This window comes from Tolypothrix campylonemoides VB511288_2 (assembly GCF_045999855.1).
GTDB lineage: Bacteria > Cyanobacteriota > Cyanobacteriia > Cyanobacteriales > Nostocaceae > Scytonema > Scytonema bouteillei_A.
In genome coordinates, this window is sequence record NZ_JBFPMW010000001.1 from 978,732 (window position 1) to 1,002,470 (window position 23,739).

At 41.4% G+C, this 23,739-nt stretch carries 21 protein-coding genes; 10 read left to right on the forward strand and 11 right to left on the reverse strand.

Features of this window, described 5'->3' with window-relative positions:
* Positions 1 to 171 precede the first annotated feature (171 nt).
* The 3 genes from AB0756_RS04120 (at position 172) to nifE (ending at position 4,303) form a co-directional block, all read left to right on the forward strand.
* On the forward strand, positions 172 to 1,356 hold the full coding sequence (locus AB0756_RS04120) for a substrate-binding domain-containing protein (protein ID WP_038089190.1): 1,185 nt from the start codon (positions 172 to 174) through the stop codon (positions 1,354 to 1,356).
* Between the two features lie 359 nt (positions 1,357 to 1,715).
* Positions 1,716 to 2,690 carry a nitrogenase iron protein gene (nifH, locus tag AB0756_RS04125; RefSeq protein WP_038089186.1) on the forward strand — a complete coding sequence of 325 codons (975 nt, stop codon included), beginning with the start codon at positions 1,716 to 1,718 and terminating at the stop codon, positions 2,688 to 2,690.
* 257 nt (positions 2,691 to 2,947) lie between these two features.
* Positions 2,948 to 4,303, forward strand: a complete 1,356-nt coding sequence (gene nifE / locus AB0756_RS04130) for a nitrogenase iron-molybdenum cofactor biosynthesis protein NifE (protein WP_038089183.1) — start codon at positions 2,948 to 2,950, stop codon at positions 4,301 to 4,303.
* A gap of 93 nt (positions 4,304 to 4,396) precedes the next feature.
* Here the strand turns inward: nifE and AB0756_RS04135 are convergent, their stop codons facing one another.
* Complete coding sequence (locus AB0756_RS04135; RefSeq protein WP_038089180.1) at positions 4,397 to 5,308, reverse strand: type I restriction endonuclease; 912 nt, start codon at positions 5,306 to 5,308, stop codon at positions 4,397 to 4,399.
* A 329-nt stretch (positions 5,309 to 5,637) separates the two neighbouring features.
* Here AB0756_RS04135 and AB0756_RS04140 point away from each other — a divergent pair, with 329 nt between their 5' ends.
* Positions 5,638 to 6,597, forward strand: coding sequence for a molybdate ABC transporter substrate-binding protein (locus AB0756_RS04140; protein WP_167844806.1), 960 nt, complete (start codon positions 5,638 to 5,640; stop codon positions 6,595 to 6,597).
* On the opposite strand, the gene AB0756_RS04145 is transcribed toward AB0756_RS04140, so the two are convergent.
* Complete coding sequence (locus tag AB0756_RS04145) at positions 6,556 to 6,801, reverse strand: DUF4213 domain-containing protein (protein ID WP_237266008.1); 246 nt, start codon at positions 6,799 to 6,801, stop codon at positions 6,556 to 6,558. The two genes, AB0756_RS04140 and AB0756_RS04145, sit on opposite strands and share 42 nt — an antisense overlap.
* A gap of 192 nt (positions 6,802 to 6,993) precedes the next feature.
* Between AB0756_RS04145 and AB0756_RS04150 the strand changes: the two genes are divergently transcribed.
* Positions 6,994 to 7,602 (forward strand): molybdopterin-dependent oxidoreductase, encoded by a 609-nt coding sequence (locus AB0756_RS04150; protein ID WP_038089175.1) that lies wholly within the window; start codon positions 6,994 to 6,996, stop codon positions 7,600 to 7,602.
* Between the two features lie 104 nt (positions 7,603 to 7,706).
* On the opposite strand, the gene AB0756_RS04155 is transcribed toward AB0756_RS04150, so the two are convergent.
* From AB0756_RS04155 to AB0756_RS04165, 3 genes are all read right to left on the reverse strand, one after another.
* On the reverse strand, positions 7,707 to 8,945 hold the full coding sequence (locus AB0756_RS04155) for an RNA-guided endonuclease InsQ/TnpB family protein (protein ID WP_050045131.1): 1,239 nt from the start codon (positions 8,943 to 8,945) through the stop codon (positions 7,707 to 7,709).
* 75 nt (positions 8,946 to 9,020) lie between these two features.
* Complete coding sequence (locus AB0756_RS04160) at positions 9,021 to 9,380, reverse strand: molybdate ABC transporter substrate-binding protein (protein WP_082051921.1); 360 nt, start codon at positions 9,378 to 9,380, stop codon at positions 9,021 to 9,023.
* A gap of 140 nt (positions 9,381 to 9,520) precedes the next feature.
* Positions 9,521 to 11,392 (reverse strand): iron uptake porin, encoded by a 1,872-nt coding sequence (locus tag AB0756_RS04165; RefSeq protein WP_038082319.1) that lies wholly within the window; start codon positions 11,390 to 11,392, stop codon positions 9,521 to 9,523.
* Between the two features lie 332 nt (positions 11,393 to 11,724).
* Between AB0756_RS04165 and AB0756_RS04170 the strand changes: the two genes are divergently transcribed.
* Positions 11,725 to 11,934, forward strand: a complete 210-nt coding sequence (locus tag AB0756_RS04170; RefSeq protein ID WP_038082320.1) for a TOBE domain-containing protein — start codon at positions 11,725 to 11,727, stop codon at positions 11,932 to 11,934.
* A gap of 284 nt (positions 11,935 to 12,218) precedes the next feature.
* On the opposite strand, the gene AB0756_RS04175 is transcribed toward AB0756_RS04170, so the two are convergent.
* Positions 12,219 to 12,596, reverse strand: a complete 378-nt coding sequence (locus AB0756_RS04175; protein WP_038082321.1) for a hypothetical protein — start codon at positions 12,594 to 12,596, stop codon at positions 12,219 to 12,221.
* 636 nt (positions 12,597 to 13,232) lie between these two features.
* On the opposite strand from AB0756_RS04175, the gene AB0756_RS04180 reads away from it, so the two are divergent.
* On the forward strand, positions 13,233 to 15,779 hold the full coding sequence (locus AB0756_RS04180) for a TonB-dependent siderophore receptor (protein WP_050046554.1): 2,547 nt from the start codon (positions 13,233 to 13,235) through the stop codon (positions 15,777 to 15,779).
* 33 nt (positions 15,780 to 15,812) lie between these two features.
* On the opposite strand, the gene AB0756_RS04185 is transcribed toward AB0756_RS04180, so the two are convergent.
* Together AB0756_RS04185 and AB0756_RS04190 are read right to left on the reverse strand one after the other, a co-directional pair.
* A complete protein-coding gene (locus tag AB0756_RS04185) occupies positions 15,813 to 16,388 on the reverse strand; it encodes a hypothetical protein (RefSeq protein ID WP_038082323.1) in 576 nt (191 codons plus the stop codon).
* The gene (locus AB0756_RS04190) at positions 16,345 to 17,100 is read right to left on the reverse strand and encodes a hypothetical protein (protein ID WP_050046555.1); all 756 of its coding nucleotides are present in this window, start codon (positions 17,098 to 17,100) and stop codon (positions 16,345 to 16,347) included. Before AB0756_RS04190 ends, AB0756_RS04185 begins: the two co-directional genes overlap by 44 nt.
* Positions 17,101 to 17,170: 70 nt before the next feature.
* Here AB0756_RS04190 and AB0756_RS04195 point away from each other — a divergent pair, with 70 nt between their 5' ends.
* A complete protein-coding gene (locus tag AB0756_RS04195) occupies positions 17,171 to 17,422 on the forward strand; it encodes a hypothetical protein (RefSeq protein ID WP_072040816.1) in 252 nt (83 codons plus the stop codon).
* Here the strand turns inward: AB0756_RS04195 and AB0756_RS04200 are convergent.
* Together AB0756_RS04200 and AB0756_RS04205 are read right to left on the reverse strand one after the other, a co-directional pair.
* Positions 17,388 to 17,576: a TOBE domain-containing protein gene (locus AB0756_RS04200; RefSeq protein WP_408019773.1), complete on the reverse strand. Its 189-nt coding sequence runs from the start codon at positions 17,574 to 17,576 to the stop codon at positions 17,388 to 17,390. The genes AB0756_RS04195 and AB0756_RS04200 overlap by 35 nt on opposite strands.
* Before the next feature lie 400 nt (positions 17,577 to 17,976).
* On the reverse strand, positions 17,977 to 21,327 hold the full coding sequence (locus AB0756_RS04205; RefSeq protein ID WP_082051860.1) for a non-ribosomal peptide synthetase: 3,351 nt from the start codon (positions 21,325 to 21,327) through the stop codon (positions 17,977 to 17,979).
* 370 nt (positions 21,328 to 21,697) lie between these two features.
* Here AB0756_RS04205 and AB0756_RS04210 point away from each other — a divergent pair, with 370 nt between their 5' ends.
* The gene (locus AB0756_RS04210; RefSeq protein WP_082051861.1) at positions 21,698 to 22,483 is read left to right on the forward strand and encodes a DMT family transporter; all 786 of its coding nucleotides are present in this window, start codon (positions 21,698 to 21,700) and stop codon (positions 22,481 to 22,483) included.
* 170 nt (positions 22,484 to 22,653) lie between these two features.
* Positions 22,654 to 23,328 carry a cadmium resistance transporter gene (locus tag AB0756_RS04215; RefSeq protein WP_038082325.1) on the forward strand — a complete coding sequence of 225 codons (675 nt, stop codon included), beginning with the start codon at positions 22,654 to 22,656 and terminating at the stop codon, positions 23,326 to 23,328.
* A gap of 22 nt (positions 23,329 to 23,350) precedes the next feature.
* Here AB0756_RS04215 and AB0756_RS04220 read toward each other — a convergent pair whose 3' ends face one another.
* Positions 23,351 to 23,707, reverse strand: coding sequence for a hypothetical protein (locus AB0756_RS04220; RefSeq protein WP_038082326.1), 357 nt, complete (start codon positions 23,705 to 23,707; stop codon positions 23,351 to 23,353).
* Between the last annotated feature and the right edge of the window lie 32 nt (positions 23,708 to 23,739).

Genomic DNA, 23,739 nt, shown 5'->3' on the forward strand with positions numbered 1-23,739 from the left:
TTGCAATTGCAAGCAAATTGGCAAAGTGTATGTTAGTCTTGCATTATGGGAAATCAAAACCGCTAAAGCGTGGGAATCGCTCTGATAGAAAGATGCGATTGAGGGTTTGTTCCTTCATTGGCAAATTATGCGAAATCCGCTACAGCTTACTGTTTATGAGAGGTAGAGCCAGTGAAGCAGGAAAGTGATATCCGCAACAACTTAAAGTCAATCAGAACCCGTTTGGGCATGAGCCAACAAGAATTGGCAAACCTAGCTGGTGTTACCCGTCAGACTATTAGTGGTGTTGAGTCAGGACAGTATGCACCTTCGGTTGCTATTTCATTGCGCTTAGCTAAAGCACTTGGTTGTCAAGTTGAGGATTTATTCTGGTTTGAGCAAGATTTGACCCAAATTGAAGCAACTCTTGTCAAAGAAGTGTCCTTCAACCAAAAATTGCGAGTTAGCCTTGCACGAGTTGGGGGACAATGGGTTGCTTACCCCCTCATTGGGAGAAACGCTTTTCGTATGGATATGATTCCAGCTGATGGTGAGGTCGTTGCAGAAAAGTTCCGTGGTACAAGCAACTCGTCACACCAAGAGGATGAAGTTCAAAACCAAACACATACAAAGAAGGTTCAAGTCCAGCTTTTAGATGATTTGGACAAACTTCACAATACAGTTGCGATCGCTGGTTGCACACCCGTGTTTTCTCTTTGGGCAAAAGCAACCGAACGCTGGTATCCTAAGTTGCGGGTTCAATTTAACTTTGCAAACAGCATGGCTGCTTTACACAGTCTGTGTCGGGGTGAAGTTCATATCGCTGGGATGCATTTATACGATCCTCAAACTGGCGAGTATAACCTTCCCTTCATCCGGGATACCTTAGCTAAAAGACCAGCAGTTGTTATCACTCTTGGTGTTTGGGAAGAAGGAATCTTAGTCCAACCAGGTAACCCAATGGGAATCAAAACTGTCACTGACCTCGTGGAAACTGGAGCAAACATTGTCAATCGCGAGTCGGGTTCTGGCAGTCGGATGCTGCTGGAACAACAATTGCGGGATGTTCAGGTGCCGTTTGATACTGTGAAAGGATTTGACCGTATAGTCAAAAGCCATCAAGATGTAGCTTGTGCTGTTGCATCAGGAATTGCTGATGCAGGTATGAGCACAGCCTCTGTAGCAGCTATCTTTGGTTTGGGATTTATTCCTTTACGTGAATCACGGTATGATTTGGTCATTCTGAAGGAATATCTGGAAGAACCCCCCGTGCAGCAATTGCTTAGTACCTTAGAACATCGGCTTGTTCATTCACAATTAGAAATTCTCGGTGGATATAACATAAACAACATCGGGGAAGTTGTTGCAACTATTTAGAGTGTCTGTCATATTGATTGATTGGTTGGTTGTGGGAAAACTCTGCATAGCTCCTGCTGACAAAATCACTCTAAACAACAGCTACCATGATTATTAAGTTTATTTGATAATACATGGTAGCTAACAACTAACCTCGTGAAAGTCTTGTCGTAAACTCGAGAACGCCTCTTTTGCGATCGCTCGAAGAGCCTTGTTCTTTCATCAGTCAAGCCTGTAAAAGCGGGTAGCAATGCCATGCGTGGATTTTGGATTGAGAAAGCTTGAAATTCACCCAACCCTTTGCTTTTGGTATTTGAGCATTTATCACAAATGATATTTGCATAATCTTCCCCATTCAACCACTGTAGGAGAAACTTATCATGTCAGACGAAAAAATTAGACAAATAGCATTCTATGGTAAAGGTGGTATTGGTAAATCTACCACTTCTCAAAATACTCTTGCTGCTATGGCAGAGATGGGTCAGCGTATTTTAATTGTAGGATGTGACCCGAAAGCAGATTCCACCCGTTTGATTTTGCACTGTAAAGCTCAAACTACCGTATTGCACTTAGCTGCTGAAAAGGGTGCTGTAGAAGATTTAGAACTTGAAGAAGTTGTTTTGACTGGTTTCCGTGGTATTCGATGCGTGGAATCCGGCGGTCCCGAACCTGGTGTAGGTTGTGCCGGTCGCGGTATTATCACTGCTATTAACTTCTTGGAAGAAAATGGAGCTTACCAAAACCTGGATTTTGTCTCCTACGATGTGTTAGGCGACGTGGTTTGTGGTGGCTTTGCAATGCCAATCCGTGAGGGTAAAGCCCAAGAAATTTACATCGTGACTTCCGGTGAAATGATGGCAATGTTTGCCGCCAACAACATTTCTCGGGGTATTCTCAAGTATGCTCACTCTGGTGGCGTGCGCTTGGGTGGCTTAATTTGTAACAGCCGTAAAACTGACCGGGAATGGGATCTCATTAGCGAGTTGGCAAGACGATTGAGCACGCAAATGATTCACTTTGTTCCTCGCGACAACATCGTACAACATGCAGAGTTGCGCCGCATGACAGTGAACGAGTATGCACCTGAGAGCAACCAAGCAAATGAATACCGCACATTGGCAACTAAAATTATCAACAATACATTCCATGCCGTTCCAACTCCTCTGGAAATGGATGAGCTTGAAGCATTGTTAATTGAATTTGGTATCCTCGAAAGCGAGGAAAATGCCGCCAAACTGACTGACGTTGCTCAAGCTCAAGAAGAGGCTGAGAAAAAGCAGGAAGACCAGATCGGCGAAGCATTGGAAGCAATTAAAAAAGGCGATGTGGAAATCGTGGCAGGTGACAAGAAATGAAAGAATAAAGGGTAAAGGATGAAGAATAAAAGGTAAGTTTTTCTCCTTTGCCATTTTCTTGTAATACAGCCTCTGCTCTTCTCTCTGTGCTCTCTGTACCTCTGCGGTAAAAAAGTCATTTATTAACTGTGCTAGATGCAAAGAACGCAGAGGTAAAAAGAGTTGTTTGTCTGGAAATTTTGTTTAGTTTGATAGGGCTGGCTGTACCAGCCCACCTTTTTTAACCTTTGACCCCGGTTTACCTAATTATTAGAGACATGAAAATCAGCCAAGGAGAAATCAACGATTTGCCCGATCGCTCATCATACCAAGGCGATCGCCAAACGTGTCAAGCATCTTATCATGTTCGGGAGAATTGTACTTTTGAAGGTGCAATGTTTGCGCTTGTACCCATTGTCGATGCTGCTCATGTAATCCACGGACCAAGCGGTTGCACCATCAACTGCTGGCATAATGGAGCCAGTCTTTCTTCTGGCTCCATGTTATATCAAGTTCGTTTTACTACTGATATGGATGAAAGCGACATCATCTTTGGAGGAGCAAAAAAGCTGTACAAAGCCATCCTAGAAATAGAAAGAAGATACAAACCCTCTGCGGTATTTGTTTACTCAACGTGCGTCTCTGCCTTAATAGGTGATGACCTTGATGGAGCTTGCAAAGCCGCTTCCGAGCAAACAAGAATACCTGTCATTTCCGTAGACTCTCCTGGATTTTTTGGTAGCAAACATTTAGGTATTCGTCTGGCTGCTGAAGCTTTGTTAGAAAAAGTTATCGGAACAGCTGAACCATCATCTACCACACCCTACGATATTAACTTGATTGGTGAGTACAATATTGCAGGTGGAATGTGGAATATTGTACCAATACTAGAGAGACTCGGTATTAAAGTTCTGGCAAAAATTACTGGTGATGCTCGTTATAAAGAAATATGTTATGCCCACCGTGCAAAACTCAATGTTATCAGTTGTGGATCGGGATGGTTGAAGATGGCAAGAAAAATGGAAGAACGCTTTGGTATTCCCTACATTGAAGCATCTTTTTATGGTGTAGAAAATGTGAACAAATCCCTGCGGGACATTGCAGCGAAATTGAACGACCCTGGCTTACAAGAACGTACAGAAAACTTAATTCTCCAAGAGACTGCTGCGATAGATAAGAACCTTGCACCATATCGTACTTACTTTCAGGACAAGCGCATTGTCATTTATCCACAAGGGGCGAAGAGTTGGTCAATTATATCGGTACTTCTTAAGTTAGGGGTGGAAGTCATTGCGATCGCTCATCAAAAAGTTAGTCAAGAGGATAAAGCTCGAACTAGAGAATTGCTGGGTAAGGATAGCATCATTCTGGAACAAGAGTATTCTCAGGAAATATTGCAAATAATCCAGAAAAGTAAGGCTGATATGTTCATCGCTAGCGATCGCTATCAAGAGGTGGCTCTCACAGCTACAATTCCTTTTTTCAATATCAGCCGAGCGTTCTACCAGTCTTATGAAAGTTATGCAGGAATCTTAGAAGTCGCACGAGAACTTTATAAAACTTTTACCAACCCCATATGGAAGCAAGTACGCAAATTTGCACCATGGGAAGGGAGAAAAGGAAAAGAAGAATGATGTTATGAGAAATTACATAGCGGCGATTTCAATCGCAAACGTGTTTTTTCACTCATTGGGATGCTCCCACTTTACGGCGCAATGCATTGCCCCCTACAAACCAATAACCTTTGGATGTGGTACTGTACAAAAAGAATAACAGCGCAATTGTTTATTGATGATAGTCCCATTTCTTTCAAAGATAATGAAGTGTTTGAGCAGTTCTGTAAATCGCCGCTTGTCAAAAATTCCTTGAATCAATATCTCTAATTCTGTTTCTTCTTTATGAGAAAAGCTTTCTCCATCAACGGTTCGCCATGGTTGAAACTCTTCCCAATCAGAGGTTAAAGTACCAATTCTTGCTCGTCCTCCACAAGCGATCGCTAGAAATTCATTGTAGGCCAACCATTTAGGATTTTGTTGTTTGTCAGCTTGAAATTTCTGATAAACTTGCTTTAACGTAGTATACCTGCTGCTCGTGTCAGTACAAACAATTAATGCAAGTGGCAATCCGTTGATGAAAACAAGAGTATCCCAACAGCGAATCAAACGCCTTTCAATCGGGTTCTCTGAATAAGTCACTAACCAGTCATTGTTAAGTAAATTAGATGGATCGATGAGCCAAACTTTTTCAGAAACTATTTGGTCATTGTCCCGGTACACAATGTCTATACCTTCAGTCAAGTATTGATGAAAAATTTTGTTGCTTTCAAATATGTTTCTGTTATCGCTCTGGATGCCGACAATTTGAGAGATAGCTTTCTGAAGTACATCTGCTGAAACTTTGGAGTTAATCTGTTTTAAGGCTTTGTAGAGGCGATCGCGTAAAATTCCCCTGAAATCGCTGCTTTCTTCTACCCACTCTTTTCGGATATCTGAGTCTGATTGAATCGTATATCCAATGACCTCAAACCATGTTAGCCAGTCTTGTAAGGCGACATTAGATTTTTTGTCTATGCGTTGGCAAAGTCTACCAGAAAGATGGTAGGCTTTTACGGTTGCTACTTGTGACAATTTAGAGTTCATTAGAAAGACTTAGTTTTAAGGTAATGCAGAGTGTCTGCTTAAGCCTGCAATTAACAGAAAAAATTTTGGTTGGTAGATTTCAATGGAAGACGTAACCATCTCTAAAGAGTATCAAAACTGAAGTAGTTTCATAAAACTGTATCAATTGCATCATTTTACCAATATGGTTGGTACCAAAACACTCTTGATTTTTTACCAACTTAGCTGGTAATTTATAAAAGCATACAAAAATGTTGTTGTATATTCTGCGACAACAGGAGGAATCAAATCAAAAGCGTTAAAAGACCACAGTACCTGTTGTAAAAAGTACAAAGCAAATAAGCCTCAATATGTTTAGCTCAAATAATATAGGCAAGTCTTTACTTGCTATCTCTGTATTCACTTGTATTTCCAGTGTTACACCTACTAGGGCTTTCGCTGCGACATTTAGCAGTCAATCTCAATCTGAACCTCAAGCGATCGGTTTATATGGAGCCGGAAGTTTGAGAGGTGCTTTAACAGAAGTTGCTAACGCCTTCTCACAAGAGTACAAAAATCCTGTAACAACAGAATTCGGTCCATCTGGAACGCTGCGAGAACGCATAGAAAACGGAGACAAGCCTGACGTATTTGCCAGTGCTGACATTGGGAACCCGCAAAAATTGTACGAACAAGGTTTGAGCAATCCCATTGTTAACTTTACTAGCAACCGCATGACTCTAGTTGTCAGACCTGGATTATCAGTGACATCGGAGAATCTTGTAGATACGCTTTTAGATCCTGAGATTAAACTAGGTACTTCAACAGCCATATCCGATCCTTCTGGGGATTATGCACAGGAAATATTCCGCAAAATTGATGACTTAAAACCAGGAAGCTTTCAAACGCTTGATGCAAAAGCTTTGCGTTTGGTAGGTGGACCAAATTCTCCACCAGTTCCAAACGGAAAAAACAACCTAGTATACTTCCTTGAAGAGACTCAACAAGCAGATGTCTTTTTGTCCTATTACACTAGCGCCCTAGCAGCACTTGAAATCTCTCCTAATTTACAAGTGATAGAATTGCCTGACGAATTAGCCGTTAGAGCTGATTATGGTTTAACTGTTTTGAAAGACGCCAATCCTGATGGTACAAAGCTCGCTGAATATATTCTTTCACCGACAGGACAAAGTATTCTAGCAAAGTATGGCTTTAGTGCGCCTTCTCGCTCAACTAAAGTCCCCGAACACCAAAGTATAGCCATTTTTCTTGCAGCTAGTGTTGCGTTGTTACAGAAGAAAAAGTTTGTATCTTCCCAATCGGTTAACTAAAGTTAAAGCAGAATTTTTAACCAAACAGTGAACATGGTGGCTTAAAAGTGGCAAAGATGGGTTAATAACAGCATTAATTGCTGCCATGGCTACAGTCGCTTGATAGCTATCCCAAGATTGCAGCCAGGGTGCTAAGTTTGCGATCGCCGTGTTGACGAGTGTTCCCGACCAAGGTAAGGTGCGGGTTGGTTTTCCCGGACTCATACCTATGAATCACACTTTTAGTAAATTGCAAAGTTTATGCTGCATGACCGATCGCGTATCGTGGTATAAACAAAGTTGGTAACAGCTACAGAGTTGGTAGTAACTCCAACAGAGACTTCCTCTGTACTGGTTCCAACTAGAAATGAGCAACAGACAAACTGCCTCCTTGAATGAAAAGCTGAAACATACTTTATGCGTTTGACTCGCCGCATCGCTCTTGTGTCCCTGACGCTATCAATGTTGGGGTTAGGACAGCCTACTTTGGCTGACTCGTATAATGATAATGACGCAACTTTTGAACAACAAAAAGAGTGTTCTGCTGGTCCCTCAGACCGTTTCCGTTTGGGCGGTCAAGTTGTAAATTGGAGAACTTTTACCCTATCAGATCTTCAGTCATTACCGTCAAGTGAAGTCACTGTTAGTTTCCTAACAGGGCAAGGTCAAGAAACCCATACCTACGTTGGAGTGCTTCTATGGCAACTTATTGAGAGTGCAGGGGGATTAAAACCAAATCCTGACGAAAGTGTGAAAAATAACTTCCTGCGACAGTACATTGTCCTTGAAGCAACTGACTGCTATCAAGTCGTTATAGCAGTGGGTGAAATTCAACCAAACTTTGAAAACAAACAAGTGCTAGTTGCATATGCAACAAACGACGATCCATCTTTAGGTCCACAATTGCTAACAAATGAGGGGTTCGCCCGTCTAGTAGTCCCTGGTGATGCAAGAGGAGGACGTTATATTAGTAACATTAGGCGCATTTATGTGCTTTCCGCTCCAGATTTTCGTTTCAAAAGATAAACTTTCACTGCCAGATATAAGTAGGTAAGCGGAAATAAACAGAACTACCTTACAAAATTTGACATACTCACCGGGCTGAAGCCACGGTGATTCTAGTTCATGGTTCACAGAAGTCCACTTGCTATATCGAGTTTCCCTTCAATAGTAGAGGCGGTCTTCTCCCCATGCTTTCCCTCGCAAGAGGCGGATTCTTCTTGCCCAGAAGTACCGTTTAGTTGCCACTCAGTACCGAGTATCTTCATTCCTTTTTGCAAAATGTTCAGAGCCGCATTGGTATCTCGGCATAGTTCAATTTTGCACTTAGGACAGGAATGCGTTCTGGTACTGAGAGATTTTTTCACTCTATGACCGCAATTAGAACAATCTTGTGATGTGTAGTTAGGTGACACCGCCACAACTGCTTTGTCCCAAATCTTGCCATAATAGTCTAGCCATTGAGTGAATTGATACCAACCAGCATCAGAAATGGACTTAGCCAATTGATGATTTTTTACCATATTGGCAATCTTTAAATCTTCATAGACAACCACATCGTTAGAGTGGACTACGCACCGAGCTTGCTTAATTGCCCAGTCTTGACGCTGCCTCTGAATTTTTAGATGGATTTTACCCAGTCTTTTCCTTTGTCTGTGATAGTTTTTTGATTGGGGTTTAGCACCCTTGACGAATTTCTTACTCAGACGGCGTTGGGCTTTCTTTAATCGCTTTTCTGACGAACGCAAGAATTGTGGATATATCACGGCATTATCGTGTTGATCTTTGGTGAAAAACTTTAACCCCAAATCTAACCCAACAACGTTACCCGTATATTTTCCTGTTTCCTTGCGGTCAGCATCAAAGCAAAACTGAGCATAATAACCGTCTGCTTTTCTAATTACTCGCACCCGATTAATCTTTAATCTGTGCAAGTCTTCTTGAGTTTCATTGTTGCAAAATATAGAAAAAGTTCCAGCCTCAAAGCCGTCAGTGAAGGTGATTGATTTACAATCACTTGATAACTTCCATCCCGAAACTTTGTACTCTACCGAGCGGCAATGTTTTTTGAATTTTGGATAGCCTTTCTTCCCCGAACCTTTTTTGCATCGTGAATAAAACGTAGAGATAGCAGCCCAAGCCCGTTCAGCACTAGCTTGTCTAGCAGCAGAGTTTAACTTCTTTGCGAAAGGAAACTCTGCTGCCAAATCTTTGCATAAGTTGTACAAAATAGCTTTACTAACTCCTTTATTGTCCATCCAAAACCGTACAGCTTTATTTCTAATAAACTGCGTTGTTCTGATAGCCTCATCAAGGGCTAAGTATTGCTCTTTGGTTCCGTTTTTTAGCTTGGCTTCTCTTACTATCATGTCCTGATTATAACATATTTTATCTGCTATATTGCTAGATAAAATAATGTAAAGCCGTCCTTGAAGGACGGGGCTTTAAACCCAGTTTTTTGGTAAAAGTCCCTGACCCTTTAGTTCATTCATATTTTCACTAGAAGCTGAAATAAAAATATCTATTTTTGCGCCTTGTTCAATTTGTCGTGTCAGAACACCAGAAGCAGCAAAATTATAATTAATCTTGAAGTTCGGTGGCTTATGTGTATAAGCTTTTTGAATCTCTTCCAGCACAGGCTTCAAACCCGCACCAGCTGATACGGTTAGAGCGACTGTATTTGGCTGTTGGGCACTGCTTTGTGAGAGATTTGATAAATTTCCAACAAACACCGTGAGGGTTATTGTGACTATCATAAAGGCAATATTTAAAATATGCTTCTGATGTAAACTTTGTCTCAACATTGTGTTAAAAATGTCTTGATAAGATTGATATTTGAGTGACAAACTACCAATACTCTTGGTAATTTGTAGCTGCGAGTTTGTGGTGCAATTATCTTTGCCTGTGTCTTTGCGAAGAACGAGCCCTGAGACTCTTCCTTTCTTCAGAATCGAAATGTTGTCCGGAGAACTCCCGTGTAGATAGTATCGTTATTACTGTTATGTTCTGGATTAAAGATAACGATAACACCAGGTGTAATAGAAATGTTCCGATTGAGTTGATAGCGATACAGCGCTTCTAAGTGAAAAGAAGTATCGCTGTCCTCACGACGAGCAGTTGTAGGACCGGGGTTAGAAGGACCAAAGTCATTTTCAGTGACTTTAGGTGGTTGACCAAAGATAAGACCTCCAACGTTGCCTTTTCTACCAAGATCGGGAAAGGCTAATGTAACTGCCCAATTCCAAATATCTGCTTTATCACCTGTGTTGACTGTGGCTAAACCACGACCATTTTCTGCGATCGCTTGGGTATACCCAACCCAACCAGAAAGAGCAAATTTGGGGTGAAGACGAAGACTTGTTTCTACACTGTAGTGGTTAGCCGAAGTAGCAACGTTAGCACCAAAGGGCTGGTTGGCAAAAGCACTGCCATATGCACCTGAAACTGTCACATCGTTATTTGTACCGCTAAAGTAAGAGTGAGCGTAGGTCAAACCAATAGTAAAAATTTTACTGGGCTCGAAAGCGAGTTGTGCTAGCGCTCCATAACTTCCATCAAACAAACCCCTTCCCTGACCCGGATCGTTGCTTCTTCTGGCAAGATACCCGGCAGAAAAAGTGACAGAGTCGCTCAATTTAAAAATAGCACTCACACCAGAACCCGTGTTACTAGCAGAACCCGTGTTACTAGCCCGGTAAATAGGGGAAAAGCGACCAAAGCGAGATATGGCTCCTTGCGGTGCTGAGGAGAAGAAGGGGTTGACGGTGTTGAAATTGTCATAAAATTCTCCGCCTATAGCATCAACAATCACATTCAATCTATCGCCTATAGGAAACCGATAATAGAGCTTACCTAACAAAATGTCATTCTGAGTATCGCCATCCCATCCCAAACGGGTCATATTAGTACCTGTAACTGCTCCACTAAACGCAGTCGTATTATTCGACTCCAAACGAGCAAACAGTTGGTCTTTGCCTGTAAAACTGCTTAATAAGTTCAGGCGGACGCGATTGGCAAGAATAGGATTATCTTGAAGTTCGCGTCCTCCCCCCTGTGCATATTCATTTGCTCTAGCTGCTTCTCTCTGTGGTCCCGCAGGAGCAGCCTCAATTCTGCGCCATCGGTCAGAGTCCAATGCTCTCTCTTCACCAAATACACTCCCTAGAGTAAAGATGACCTCTCCATTTAACTTTGTCGTCGTGGAAAATTGTTGGCTTTCTACCACAGCAGAACGAGCTTCTAACCCATCTATCCGTCCGCGTATTTCTTTTAGCCCGTCAGCAAACTCTTGTTGCAGTCTTTGAAGAGTTTCTAAGTCTTCCTTTCTCATAGCCTCAGCTGTACTTGTGGCAATCAGCTCGTTCACTCTATCCAAACAGGCATTTAGACCAGCTGCAAATTCATAACGATTCAGTGCTCTATTGCCTCGGTAACTTCCATTTGGATACCCTGCAATACAACCATAACGCTCAACTAATGATTGCAATGCAACAAAAGCCCAATCTGTTGGTTGCACGTCAGAAAGTTGCGATACAGAAGTGACTTGACTTTTTAAAGAATTCGGATTTCTGTTGTCGTAATCCTGAATACGCTTTTGTTGGCGATCGCTCGTCAGCTTGACGGGTTCAGAGAAAGAACTGTCCTGCGTTTGTGCTTGCGAAACTAAGACTTCTTGGGTTTGTGTTTGAGCCAATGAATTGTTGATTTCTTGACTTTCATTTCTTGATGAACTTGTGCTTGCTGCATGAGTATCATTTGCATTCATTCCTAACAGGATTGCAGCTAGCCACAACGAGTTCCTAACGAGACCAGACATTTGCCTCACACCTTTAATACAATAATACCAATTTAACCAGTATATATACTTCTACCAACTAAGTTAGTAAAAATATGTGTTTAAAGTTACGGATAAACCCGATTGAAGGATAAAGTAAACCCAATCAATAACATTGAGAAGCGAGTATCCATTTATCAATCTATTTTTCATTCTTTGACAAAACACAAGTCACAATCGATGTTGGTTGTTTAATCTTTAAGAAAAAATTAAATGTCACGAGCAAACCAAGTATCAAGCTTAATGTGGTAAATTCTGAAGCTAGCGTCAGCTAGTATTGTGTAACAGTTAAAATTATCGGGGGCAAAATAGCCATGCAAGTTAGTGCTCGTAACGCTCTTAAAGCAACTGTTAAGAAAGTTGTTGAAGGATCTGTTAACACTGAGGTCATTCTGGAAGTCGCTCCTGGAGTAGAAGTGACAGCGATTATTACAAAGTCATCAGCAGAGAAACTGCAATTGACTGAAGGTAAGCAAGCATACGCCATTATCAAATCTTCAGATGTCATGGTAGCTATTGATTGATAGCTTCATCTTTGAGGTAATTCTCAGTCACCTTAAAAGCTACCCCACGGAACTTTGAAACCTCGATCGCGTAAAGGCTGAGTGGGTATTCTGTGCGGAAAGAAATTGCGAGGAGGAGACCGTGACAGTACTGTAAATGGGTCTCCCACTACAGACAGCTAATCGTTGCTTTCCTCCTTCGCAAACTATACCTTACAGACACGCTGTGCTCATGAAGAGAAATTTCCTTTAAAGAAAGTGTCCGTCCCGATATTTATGTCAGGGCAGAGATTTCGTGTCAGCTACTAAATATTCGCTGATTCAGCAGCAATCCATTGCAACTCCAACCACAACTGAGGACGATCGTGCTTGAGCGTTGATTTGGGATCTTGCAGCAAGCTCGTTGCGTTTAAACAGACAACCTCAGCCAACCCCATATATTTTGCAACTTGTCGAAACACAGAGATTTGTGCCTTAACAGATAAAAACACGTTATTTGGACAATAGATGGCAATGTATGGTAGAAGGTGTGCGTGAGATTGTCCCCAAAAAGATCGGACGAGTTGTACGGAACAGTATTTGAGTAATGCGCGTACTTCTGGAAAAGATTGGTTGACAATTGTCATGAATTCTCCAATGAGTTCTTGCTCATACCAACTTGAGTTCGTGAGTGTAAATGCCATACTAATTATGTAAGTCAAGAATTGTAAGAACGCTAATTGTTAGCGGTTAGTTAGATGCGACTCATAAATACCAACCACTAACTACCAACCTGTTTTCGTTAATGCAGAGTGTCTACCAAGCCTAAAGTCAACAGAAGAAAATTTTGGTTGGTATATCTCAACGGAAGACATAACAGCCCCTTAAACATTATCAAAACTGAATGAGTTTCACAAAACTGTATCAATTACATCATTTTACCAATAATATTGGTAATTCTATTCGGCTTGATTTTCACCAACTTTGCTGGTAAGTTATAAAAGCGTAGAAAAATACCGACGTATATTAGGCGACAACACAAGGAATTAAACCAAATGACTCAATCCAGTGGGACTTACTTGATTTGAAAGTTCTTTAGAGGTTGTTTGAAAAGTGGTTTGCTGTGTTTTTAAGCACCTATCGCTCCCCCTAGTCCCCTTTTTAAGGTGGAAAAGACCTCTTAAAGTCCTCCAATAAATTGGGGGAGCTAAACGTTTTGCTACCAACAAGAGGACTTTTAAAACATCCTCTTAGAGACATTTAACAGTATCTTGAGCGCATTTCTATCAGCATCTCTGGGTAAAGTGCGTTCAATCTAATTTTTGGTGTGAGGCAGAATCTTGAAGACAATTGAGTTACTTGGGTTATTAACCCTTACGAGCACTACGCTGACAGTACTTGTAGAGTCAGCACCAGCTCGAGCCGTATCAAATGGGGTACAAGGTGTATCATTAGAATCGAAAAAACACACGCACGCGATTGAGGAAAAAATTTCTAGCTTTAGTGGCTTAAAGCCCGCAGTTACAAACGCTTCTCTATTGCTTCAAAACTCGAACGATACAACTGTTGTACAAGTGACAGGAGTTAAGATTAACCCAACCTCCACTGGTGTTGAAATTGTATTGGAAACACCAACAGGAACATTACAACAGCCTTTTACAAAAACTGAAGGTAATACTTTCATAGCTAATCTTCCCAATGCTGTTTTAGCGCTAGAAGATCCTCAAGACCTTCGAGTAAAGAACCCTACACAGGGTATAAAAGTTATTACTGTTACCCAAATCAATACTTCCACTATCCAAATCAGCGTGACCGGAGAAACTGCTTTACCAGAAGCACAAGTTACTGCAAATGCTAATGGATTGCTATTCAACTTAACTCTTTCTCCAGGAAAGCCCGATATTGAATTAGATGTCATGGGAAATCCGTCAGGTTACAATGCTCCTGACTTTGCCACCGTTAACAAAACAGGAACTCCATTACGGGACCTTCCTTTTTCAGTGCAGGTTGTTCCACAGCAAGTGATTCAAGACCAACAAGCCTTGACTGTTTATGAAGCCGTTCGGAATGTGAGTGGATTTGCTCTCTCTGGTAGGGGAGGCGCACGCAATGAATTTTCCCTTTTAACTCGGGGTTTCACAGCTGACCAGTTTCGAGATGGATTGAATGAAGGGAACAACGCCAATCGAGTTTATACAGAATTTTCCAATATTGAGCGCGTCGAAATTCTCAAAGGTCCATCTGCTGTACTGTACGGACAGGCGGAACCAGGGGGAATTGTCAATTTAGTAAGTAAAAAACCCCTTTCCATGCCTTATTATGCAGCAGATTTTATTGCAGGAAATTATGATTTTTATCGAGCCAATCTTGACTTATCCGGACCTCTCGATCGCACCATTGATTCTCGGTATCGTTTAAACCTTGCTTATGAGAATAGTGGGAGTTTTCGCTCTGGAGTGGAATCAGAACGCTTCTTTGTTGCACCCAAAATTTCTTTTAATATTGCTCCAAACACAACACTCAGTCTCTTTTATGAATATTTAGAAGATAGCCGTCCTGTTGATTTCGGCTTGGTCGCTGTTGGCAATCGTGTAGCAGATATTCCTATCAGTCGCTTCCTTGGCGATCCCAATCGCAAAAATGATGTTTATCAGCAAAGGGGTTATGTATTTCTAGACCATCGCTTTAGTGAAAATTGGTCTTTGAATAGTGTTTTTCGGACGACAACAAGCGATCAATATTTCTCTGCCATTCAAGCACGAGGTAATAATGCCTTACAAAGAGATAATCGAACATTAAACTTGCAATTACAAGATAGCGAGCAGTTCTTTAGTACAAATACCTTTCAAACAAACATAATTGGTAAATTTTCGACAGGATCGATCGGACATACAACACTTATAGGGTTTGACTATGGTAATGAAGCTAGAGATGTTGACACAGACAATGCAACAGCAGGTTCGATCGATATTTTTAACCCTGTCTACCGCTTTCCTATTAGTCGAAGAACAAGAACCATAGATCGCAATGAAGAGACAAACCTTTTTGGGGTTTATTTACAAGATGAGATAGCTTTAGCTAATAACTTTAAATTCTTATTGGGTGGGCGCTTTGATTTTGTAGATTTCGATCTTCAGGACAATCTCCTTAGGAGAAAAACAAGCACCTACAGCGAAGCATTTAGCCCCAGGCTCGGCATAGTTTATCAGCCAACTCAACTCATTTCACTATATGCTAATTACAGCCGCTCCTTTGTCCCCCAATCTGGTAGCACTTTTGAAGGGGAATCATTTAAACCAGAACGAGGAACACAATATGAAGTCGGAGTCAAAGCAGATTGGCTTAATGGTCGCCTGACTTCCAATATTGCCTTTTATCAAATTACCAAAACAAATGTATTAACAGTCGATCCCCAACGTCCAAACTTCTCGCTCCAGACAGGAGAACAACGCAGTCGCGGTGTAGAGTTAAATTTAATAGGTGAGATTTTGCCCGGATGGAATGCGATTGCATCTTATGCATACACCGATGCTATCCTCACAGAGGATAACACTTTTCCTGAAGGAAACAGTCTTGCAAGTGTTCCGCGAAACAGCTTTAGTTTCTGGACAACCTATCAGCTCCTAAAAGGAGATTTGCAAGGATTGGGTTTTGGTGCTGGCGTGTTTTTTGCCAGCTCCCGCCCTGGCGATCTAAACAACAGCTTTACGTTGTCTGATTATGCTCGCGTTGACGCTGCTATTTACTATAAGAAGGAGAATGTGAGAGTAGCACTCAATATCAAGAATTTATTTGACATTCAATACTTTGAATCTGCTCAAAGTAGAACGCAAATCTTTCCTGGCGCACCGTTTACTGTTTTAGGAACTCTTTCCCTAGAGTTTTAGACCCTAGGTTACCAATTTTGTAGGAACAGTAACTTATTGCGATTGAGAACGATGCAGCCGTTTGACCCAAAATACTGTTGCTGCACCTAGAAACCCAGCGATCGCACCAAATACCAAATGTGTCATCAGAGGGTAAAACGGACCAGCAACAAATAGTGCTCCATACCGCCAACCTCCACCAGCACTTACGATCGTCTGAGATAAAGGTTTAATAAGGTGGACAAGCCCCGCAGCGATCGCCCAAAACCAAATTTTTTGTCGCCGTTGTTTGTTGAAGTGGTACGCCAAATCTAATAATTCTCCCACCACAAGATACAAAAACCAATCAAAAGGATTGTGTCTGACTCCGAGGAGGAGCGAAAAGCCTGTTGCGCTAAGGCTGGTAACAGATGCAGCACCAAAGAAAGAAGTTGACAAACGAGTCGCGACAAGAGGTGTTAACCAAGTCAGCCCGCGCCAACCGGGTAATCTCAGTGGTACGCGCAGATTTGCCTGCAAAAAGGCAATGAAAAAGCCTATTCCCAACAGACCGATAACTTTTAGCCAGTTGACTTTACCCAGACGCTTAATATTGACGAACGATGTTTTTGGGAGCCATTTGGTATTCATAGTCTTCCTGTTTTACTTCGCGAGCTTCATCAGTGGCTTGAGCCACCAGCATGATAATTTGACCGTTGAGTAGCACCGGACGAGGCCAACTGTTGACTTGTATTCGCATCCCTTCGGGTATTAACTCCCCTGTCAAATCTTGAATGCGATCGACACCAACGACATTTTGATAAAGTTGACGAGCAGTATATATGCCTTCTAGTTCGTATAAACCAGGTAACCAAATAAATCGCCCATCGTTTCCAGTTTTTCGCAAACCTACTCCAGCAAGTGCTCCAATGATTCCGCCTTTAGTACCTGTCAAACCTTCCAAAAAAAGCCCTGCTTCTTGAGCCACTGCAATTGCTTCCTTCTGAGTCAGGACTTTTTCTTTTGCCAGTTTGCCAAACGTCTGCACTGTAAGGTTAACCCTATTCCAGGGAGCCAAACACAACCCAGCATCCGATCCACTTGCACTGTTTTTAAGAAGAAATTCCCGGCAATAGCCAGTCAACTTGTCAACTTTGTCTGTATCAGTCTCTACCATCATGCAGGCTGAACTATTGTGGGAAGTAAAAGGAATTTCAGGGCTAACTAAAAGCTGGTGGCGAGTTGTTCCAATGACTTGGGCTAATTCTCGAGCAACTAGCTCTAGACCCAACATTCTGACCAATTTGCCAGTTCCAATACTTGTCAAATTATCAGTATCGTCTATGCCTATAAGAAGACGCATCCTATGCCGTGCTTTGTTTTGAGAACTCTACCAACCTTACCACAATTTTACCAACTTTTTAAGTTATCATATGGACGACAAGGATCTTTACGAATATGGCTACAAATACCTGAATCCTTGGTTTTGTTTCACAGCAGGCTGGATGTTTCTCTTAGCCAAAACCGCTTCAGCAGCTACTGCTGCATTGGGATTTGCTAGCTACACTGTAAGTTTTACGTGTGAGGAACTCCAACGCTCGATAGCCAGAGTTCCACTTCAGTCGCCAAGCTTGACAGTAAAAAAATTACCTAATCAACGGAAACAATCACATCTGAAGCTTTAATAATAGCGTAAGCTTGTTTTCCTTCTTGAAGTCCTAGCTTCTCTACTGAAGTTTTTGTGATAATCGCAGTTACCGCTACTCCCGGTGCAATTTCTATCTCTATCTCATCGTTGACTTCCTCTAGCGTATCTTTCAAGCTAGCAGCAGCAGATATAAGTAGGTTGGCGTTAGATTGTGCGATCGCAGGAGATGGATCGAACCATCGCAAGCCACTTACCAGGAGTAAACTAGCAACGGCTAATCTAATGAAGGCAAAAAGTTGTCTTCTTTTCATGGAAAAACTTAATAAAGAATTTGCGATTGGTAAAATCGTACCAAGATAAGCCTCTTTTTACCAATAATATTGGTAAAAAAATTCAAGAAACTAAGAAGGATGACTTGTACATTCAGCAAATCGCAAAGTTTTTCTCAAAGGCGATCTCTGCTTTGTATGCCAACACAGCTATTGCACTCTCCAGCTTAAGGAAAAGGTGTAAGGGCGCACAATACCTTACACCCCTACCAAAACTGTTGGGTAATTGACAAACAACTCTGGTACACTCGAGCCACATTGTTCAAAATTCGATTTCTTCCCGACCCTCACTAGTAGTTACTTTATCTGAACCTGCGATCGCCCAACGCATAGTTTCAATATATTTTGCCAGTTCTGCAACAGTTGGTGCTTCAAATAAATGACGTACAGACACATCAACATTCAAGACATCGCGTATTCGAGAAACTAACTGAGTTGCGAGTAAAGAGTGTCCGCCCAATTCAAAGAAATTATCGCACACCCCCAAGTTCTCTGTCCCTAAAAGCTGATTCCAAATGTCTGCTAGTACTTCTTCAACTGGTGTCCTTGGCGCTAGATAATCTTCGTCTCTATCAAATATCAATTGATTTGGTGCAGGTAAAGCATTGCGATCCACTTTGCCATTTGGTGTTAGTGGAAAAGATTCTAATACAATACAAGCTTTGGGTACCATGTATTGTGGCAACTTTTGTTTTAAGAATTGACGGAGTTCGTGGAGTTGTGAATTGTAGACTGTGGATTTTGGATGGTTGGCAATATCTATATACTGATTATCGGTTATGATATAAGCCACTAAGTCTTTCTCACCCCTCACTTCTTCCCGCACGATCGCTACACTGTCTCTGACGCCGGGATGCTGTTTTAAAACAGCTTCAATCTCTCCCAACTCAATCCGAAAACCGCGAATTTTCACTTGATTGTCAATACGTCCTAAAAATTCAATATTCCCATCTGGTAAATATCGGGCTAAGTCACCTGTTTTGAAAATAGGGGTTCGGGAAGAGGGATTTTTTTGCTTGGGTGTGCGAGATTGGTCGTAATTCTTAAAAGGATTGGGAATAAAGCGTTCAGCAGTTAGATTCGGGCGTTTGAGGTAACCACGCGCTAACCCATCACCGCTAATGTATAACTCACCCGAAACACCAATAGGTACGGGTTGTAAACGAGTATCTAAAATATATATTTGCGTGTTTGCGATCGGACGACCGATGGGTAGAGAAGCAGTTGTTTCTGGAAATTCTTTTACATTATAATAAGAAGAAAATGTTGTCCCCTCTGTAGGACCGTAAACATGGATCAATTGATGGGGTGAACCTTGTTTTAAAACCTTCTCAACCCATCTGACATCAACGGTTTCTCCACCAAATAACAAACATCGCAATGAAGCAAAAGCTTGTGGGTTGTCTCTAGCAATTTGTTGAAATAAAGCTGTCGTTAAAAATAAAATACTAATTTCTTTTTCTTGGAGTTGTCTTTTAAATTCACGTGATGATAGAAGAGTTTGTTTGTCGATTGAAACAAGTTGAGCCCCGTTCAATAATGCTCCCCAAATTTCAAAGGTAGCTGCATCAAAGGACATAGTTGATGCTTGAGCTACTTTATCTATTGTCTTTATTGTTATATAATTTGTGTTACAAACAAGTCGATTGACAGCTTTGTGAGTTACTGCAACTCCTTTGGGTTTACCTGTAGAGCCGGAAGTGTAAATCGCATAAGCCAAGCAAGCACTATCAATTTTAATTTTGGGGTTATCTGTGCTTTCCTGCGAGACTTTATCCCAATCTTTATCTAGATAAATGATTTGCTGAGAAAAATCCATAAATTGCTTGCTTGTATTTTCTTGCACCAGCAGTATGGAAACTCCTGCATCTTCTAGGATAAAATTGAGACGTTCTTGCGGATAGTTAGGGTCTAAAGGTACATAAACTCCCCCTGCTTTCAAAATTGCTAACAAACCGACAATTGCGTCTACAGATCGTTCTACACAAATCCCTACTAAAACTTCTATACCCACACCCCGTTGTTGTAGGTAATGTGCGAGTTGATTGCTGCGTTGATTTAATTCCCTGTATGTCGTCTCTACATCTCCAAATACTAATGCAATAGCATCGGGACTTTTTTGAACCCAATCCTCAAACAATTGATGAATGCACTTATCATCAGGATACTCAATATAAGTATTATTCCATTCTACTAATATCTGGTGTCGTTCAGCTTCACTGAGAATAGGTATTTCTGTAATGCATTGTTCTGGATGATGCACAAGACTTTTTAAAAGAGTTTTAAAATGTTTCAAAAAACGAATTATAGTGTTCTTCTTAAATAAATCAGTGTTAAATACGATGACACCTCGAATTCCATCAGAGTGTTCCCAATTCCCACCCCATAAACTTCTAAAATCTTGGGAACATTTCCAGAGATGTAACTCTAAATCAAAACGTGTTGTTTTAAAATCAATATTCATAAAACTAGGCACCAATCCAGGTAATTCCAGGGCTGACATTGGTGCATTTTCAAAACCAAAAACCACTTGAAAAAGTGGGTGATGGCTTAAGTTGCGATCGGGATGCAATTCTTCAACGAGTTTCTCAAAAGGCAAATCTTGGTGGCTGTACGCACCCAGTGTCACTTCTCTCACCCTAGCTAGCAACTCTCGAAAAGTTGGGTTTCCAGATAAGTCAGTTCTAAGTACCAGACTATTCACAAAAAAACCGATAAGCCCTTCAACTTCACTGCGGTTTCGATTGGCAATTGGTGAACCCACCACAATATCTTCTTGATAGGTGTAGCGGTAAAGCAACATCTGAAATGCAGCCAGAAGTGTCATAAATAAAGTGACACCCGCTTGCTGTGAAAGAATTTGGAGTTCGTCAGCCAACTGCTGCGATATCTCTAAAAATTGCGTTTCTCCTTTATAGGATTGTACAGTCTCTCTCGGTCGATCTGTCGGCAGATGCAACATGGAAACACCCTTCAATTGCTGTCGCCAGTACTCTAACTGAGTTTGCAGTGGTGAATAACCGTTTGTCCCTTCTCCATGCAACCATTCCCGTTGCCAGCAGGCAAAATCCGCATATTGTAGGGGAAGTTCCGGCAAAGATGATGTAGAAACATTGCATACAATGTCTTGATAGAGCGTTCCCAGTTCTCGAATAAATACTCCAATCGACCAATCATCACAAATAATGTGGTGCATATTCAACAATAAAATATGCTCCGTTTCAGAAAGCACAAGCAATTTCACTCGCAGTAGGGGTCCTTGGGATAAGTCAAAAGGGCATTCTATTTCTGAGGTGACAATCAGCTTTGCTTCTATCTCTCGTTTCTCTGTTGGCAACTGCTCCAGATTCAGTGTAGAAAGAGGGACACATAAAGAAGGTGAAATCAGCTGTACAGCCTCCCCCTCCAGTATCCCAAACCTAGTGCGTAAAGTTTCGTGACGGCAAACAATTTCCTGCAAAGCCTGCTGCAAAGCAGTGCAATTCAGCAAACCTGTCAAACGAATAGCAGTTGGCACATTATAAATAGTATTGCCCGGTATCAACTGGTCGAGAAACCAGAGCCGTTGTTGGGCGAAAGATGCGCGAAAGACGAAAACCTCTTCAGATGACATAAAGATTCTCCCAAAGCAATCTAGAATTTTAACTGATTTGGTGGAATTCCCCATCCCTCTTAAAGTTAACCTGAGTTCAACAGACCTCACCCCAAGCCTCTCTCCTCTTACCTCTGCGTACTTCCGTTCGCGTAGCGTGCCCGTTGGGCAAGTTTGCTCAACGGGGGCTTAGGGGTCCCCAAGTTAATAAGCAAAATTCGGGGTTAACATTAGGAATAACTTTAAATTATTATATCGATACAAAATAATATTTGATTGAGTTGACTGGGAAGCCCTAAAGTAAAAATTAACCAAAAAAACAAATTTTCGCCAGAGTAGAACTGATAAATTCAAGTCGAACCAAGAAGCAAAAGCTCAGCAATAGAAGGAGATAGCGCAACCTGTAAAACATCAGTCTTATACGAGTCACGATCTATTGCTACTCCTATGTGCTGGAATTTTTTGGGCTGCCACTTTAAGTTTGTTTGCCTGGTCCCTCACTCAAACAAGTGTGGCTATCTCTGTTATCTTACACAATTTAGCCCCTATCTTTACTACCGTAACAGCTTGTCTGTTGTTTCGTCAGAATTTTGACCGCCCATTTTTCATTGGAATGGTCATTGCTATCGGGGGAGCAATTATGATTGAAGTTGAGGAACTACATATTGCTCCGAGTCAATTCCAAGGAGGCTTAGCAGCAATTGGTTCCGCAATTTTGTTAACCGCATATTTATTAACAGTAGAAAAATTACGGTCTAAATTTGACCCGATGACAATTCAACTGTGGATTTGTGCGATCGCTTCATTAACTATTTTCCCCATACTTTTGGTAACTCAAGATGGGCTTTTTCCGTCTTCAGTTAATGGCTGGCTTTGCGTTACTTCTTTAGCATTTCTCTGTCAAGTTGTAGGACAAGGACTTATAACTTACAGCCTTGCTAGGTTTTCTTCTGTAATTGTGTCCTTGGTACGTCTATTAGCTCCGGTATTAGGTAGTGTTTATGCTCTAGCCATCTTTTCTGAAAGATTAAGTTTCTCTAACTGCTTGGGTTTTACAGGAGTTCTTATCGGTCTGTACTTAGCTGTATCCAACCAAGTTGTTAATAATTCTCTCATGAAGCCGAACTTTCCCCTCAAGCACAAAGAGTTAACTCTTTTCACGAAGAGTTTTCCATAAATTTTTTTTATCTTTTTCAAAGATAATAATGATTGCTTTTATTGGACAGAAAACTTAATATGACAAGCGCTACACACTAAAGATCAACAATTGAACTCTCTCCTGAATCGCGCTCACTTCTGGAAATAGAGAAAGACTACAAGCAACTTTGAATCATTGTAACAACGCTTATGAATTGGCTAATTGGTACATTAATTACAGGGATTTCTGTTGCTTTTGCAACTACCTTTGATGACAACATATACTTGACGGCTTTCTTTGGAAAAGTCAACCAGATCTTTCGTCCCAAGCACGTTATTCTTGGTGAATTTGTTGGATTCACTCTATTAGTGATTGCCAGTCTCCCCGGTTTCTTGGGTGGTTTAGTTATTCCAGAAGCTTGGATTGGATTGCTTGGTATCCTCCCAATTATAATTGGTATCAGTAATCTGATGAGTCGAGAAGATGGAGTAGAGGCTGTACAAGATGTGTCCTTTGACTTTGGTCATTCAGTTAAATCTAGGCATCGGAAAAAATCATTATTAGCAACTTTGACCGATCCTCAAACTTACCGCGTTTCAGCAGTTACCATTGCCAATGGAGGAAACAACATTGGCATTTACGTACCGTTGTTTGCGACTAGCGATCTTCCCAGTCTGGGCGTGATTGTGTGTGTTTGCTACTTGACTGTTGGAGTGTGGTGCTTCCTCTCTTACAACATGACTCGCAATCCTCTGATGGCTCCAGTTATAACCAGATATGGTCGAAAAATCTTTCCATTTGTGTTAATTTGGCTTGGGTTTTCCATCATGATGAAAAGTGGAACATTTCAACTTATACCGGGTCTCGCAACACTTTTCTCTTAAATAAGGCAGATGGCAGCTATGTTCACTTCTGTTGGGAATTCTGACCCCAACCTCTAACAGGACACCGTGTAGACAGTGGGTTTGCATATCGGAACAGTGCTTTGAGGTCTGTAATGCTAAAATCGGGATTAAATCGACGGAAGTGAGAAAGCAAAACCTGGGAAACATTAACCATAAAAGCCATCACCACAGCACCATTATTCCCAAAATGACCATCTAAAACCAAGTAAGTCAATGATAAAAACTTATTTAACTTTTTGAGCATTGTGATTCTTCCACTCATCCCTAGAATCGCGTATGTGATGACGCTCCAACGTCTTAGAGTTGTTCTTGCCGTATATCGCTGCAAACATTCCAAAAGTGCTAATATATCTGGCATGGGTTTTCTGTCGGTGTTGAGTTGTAGTTGTG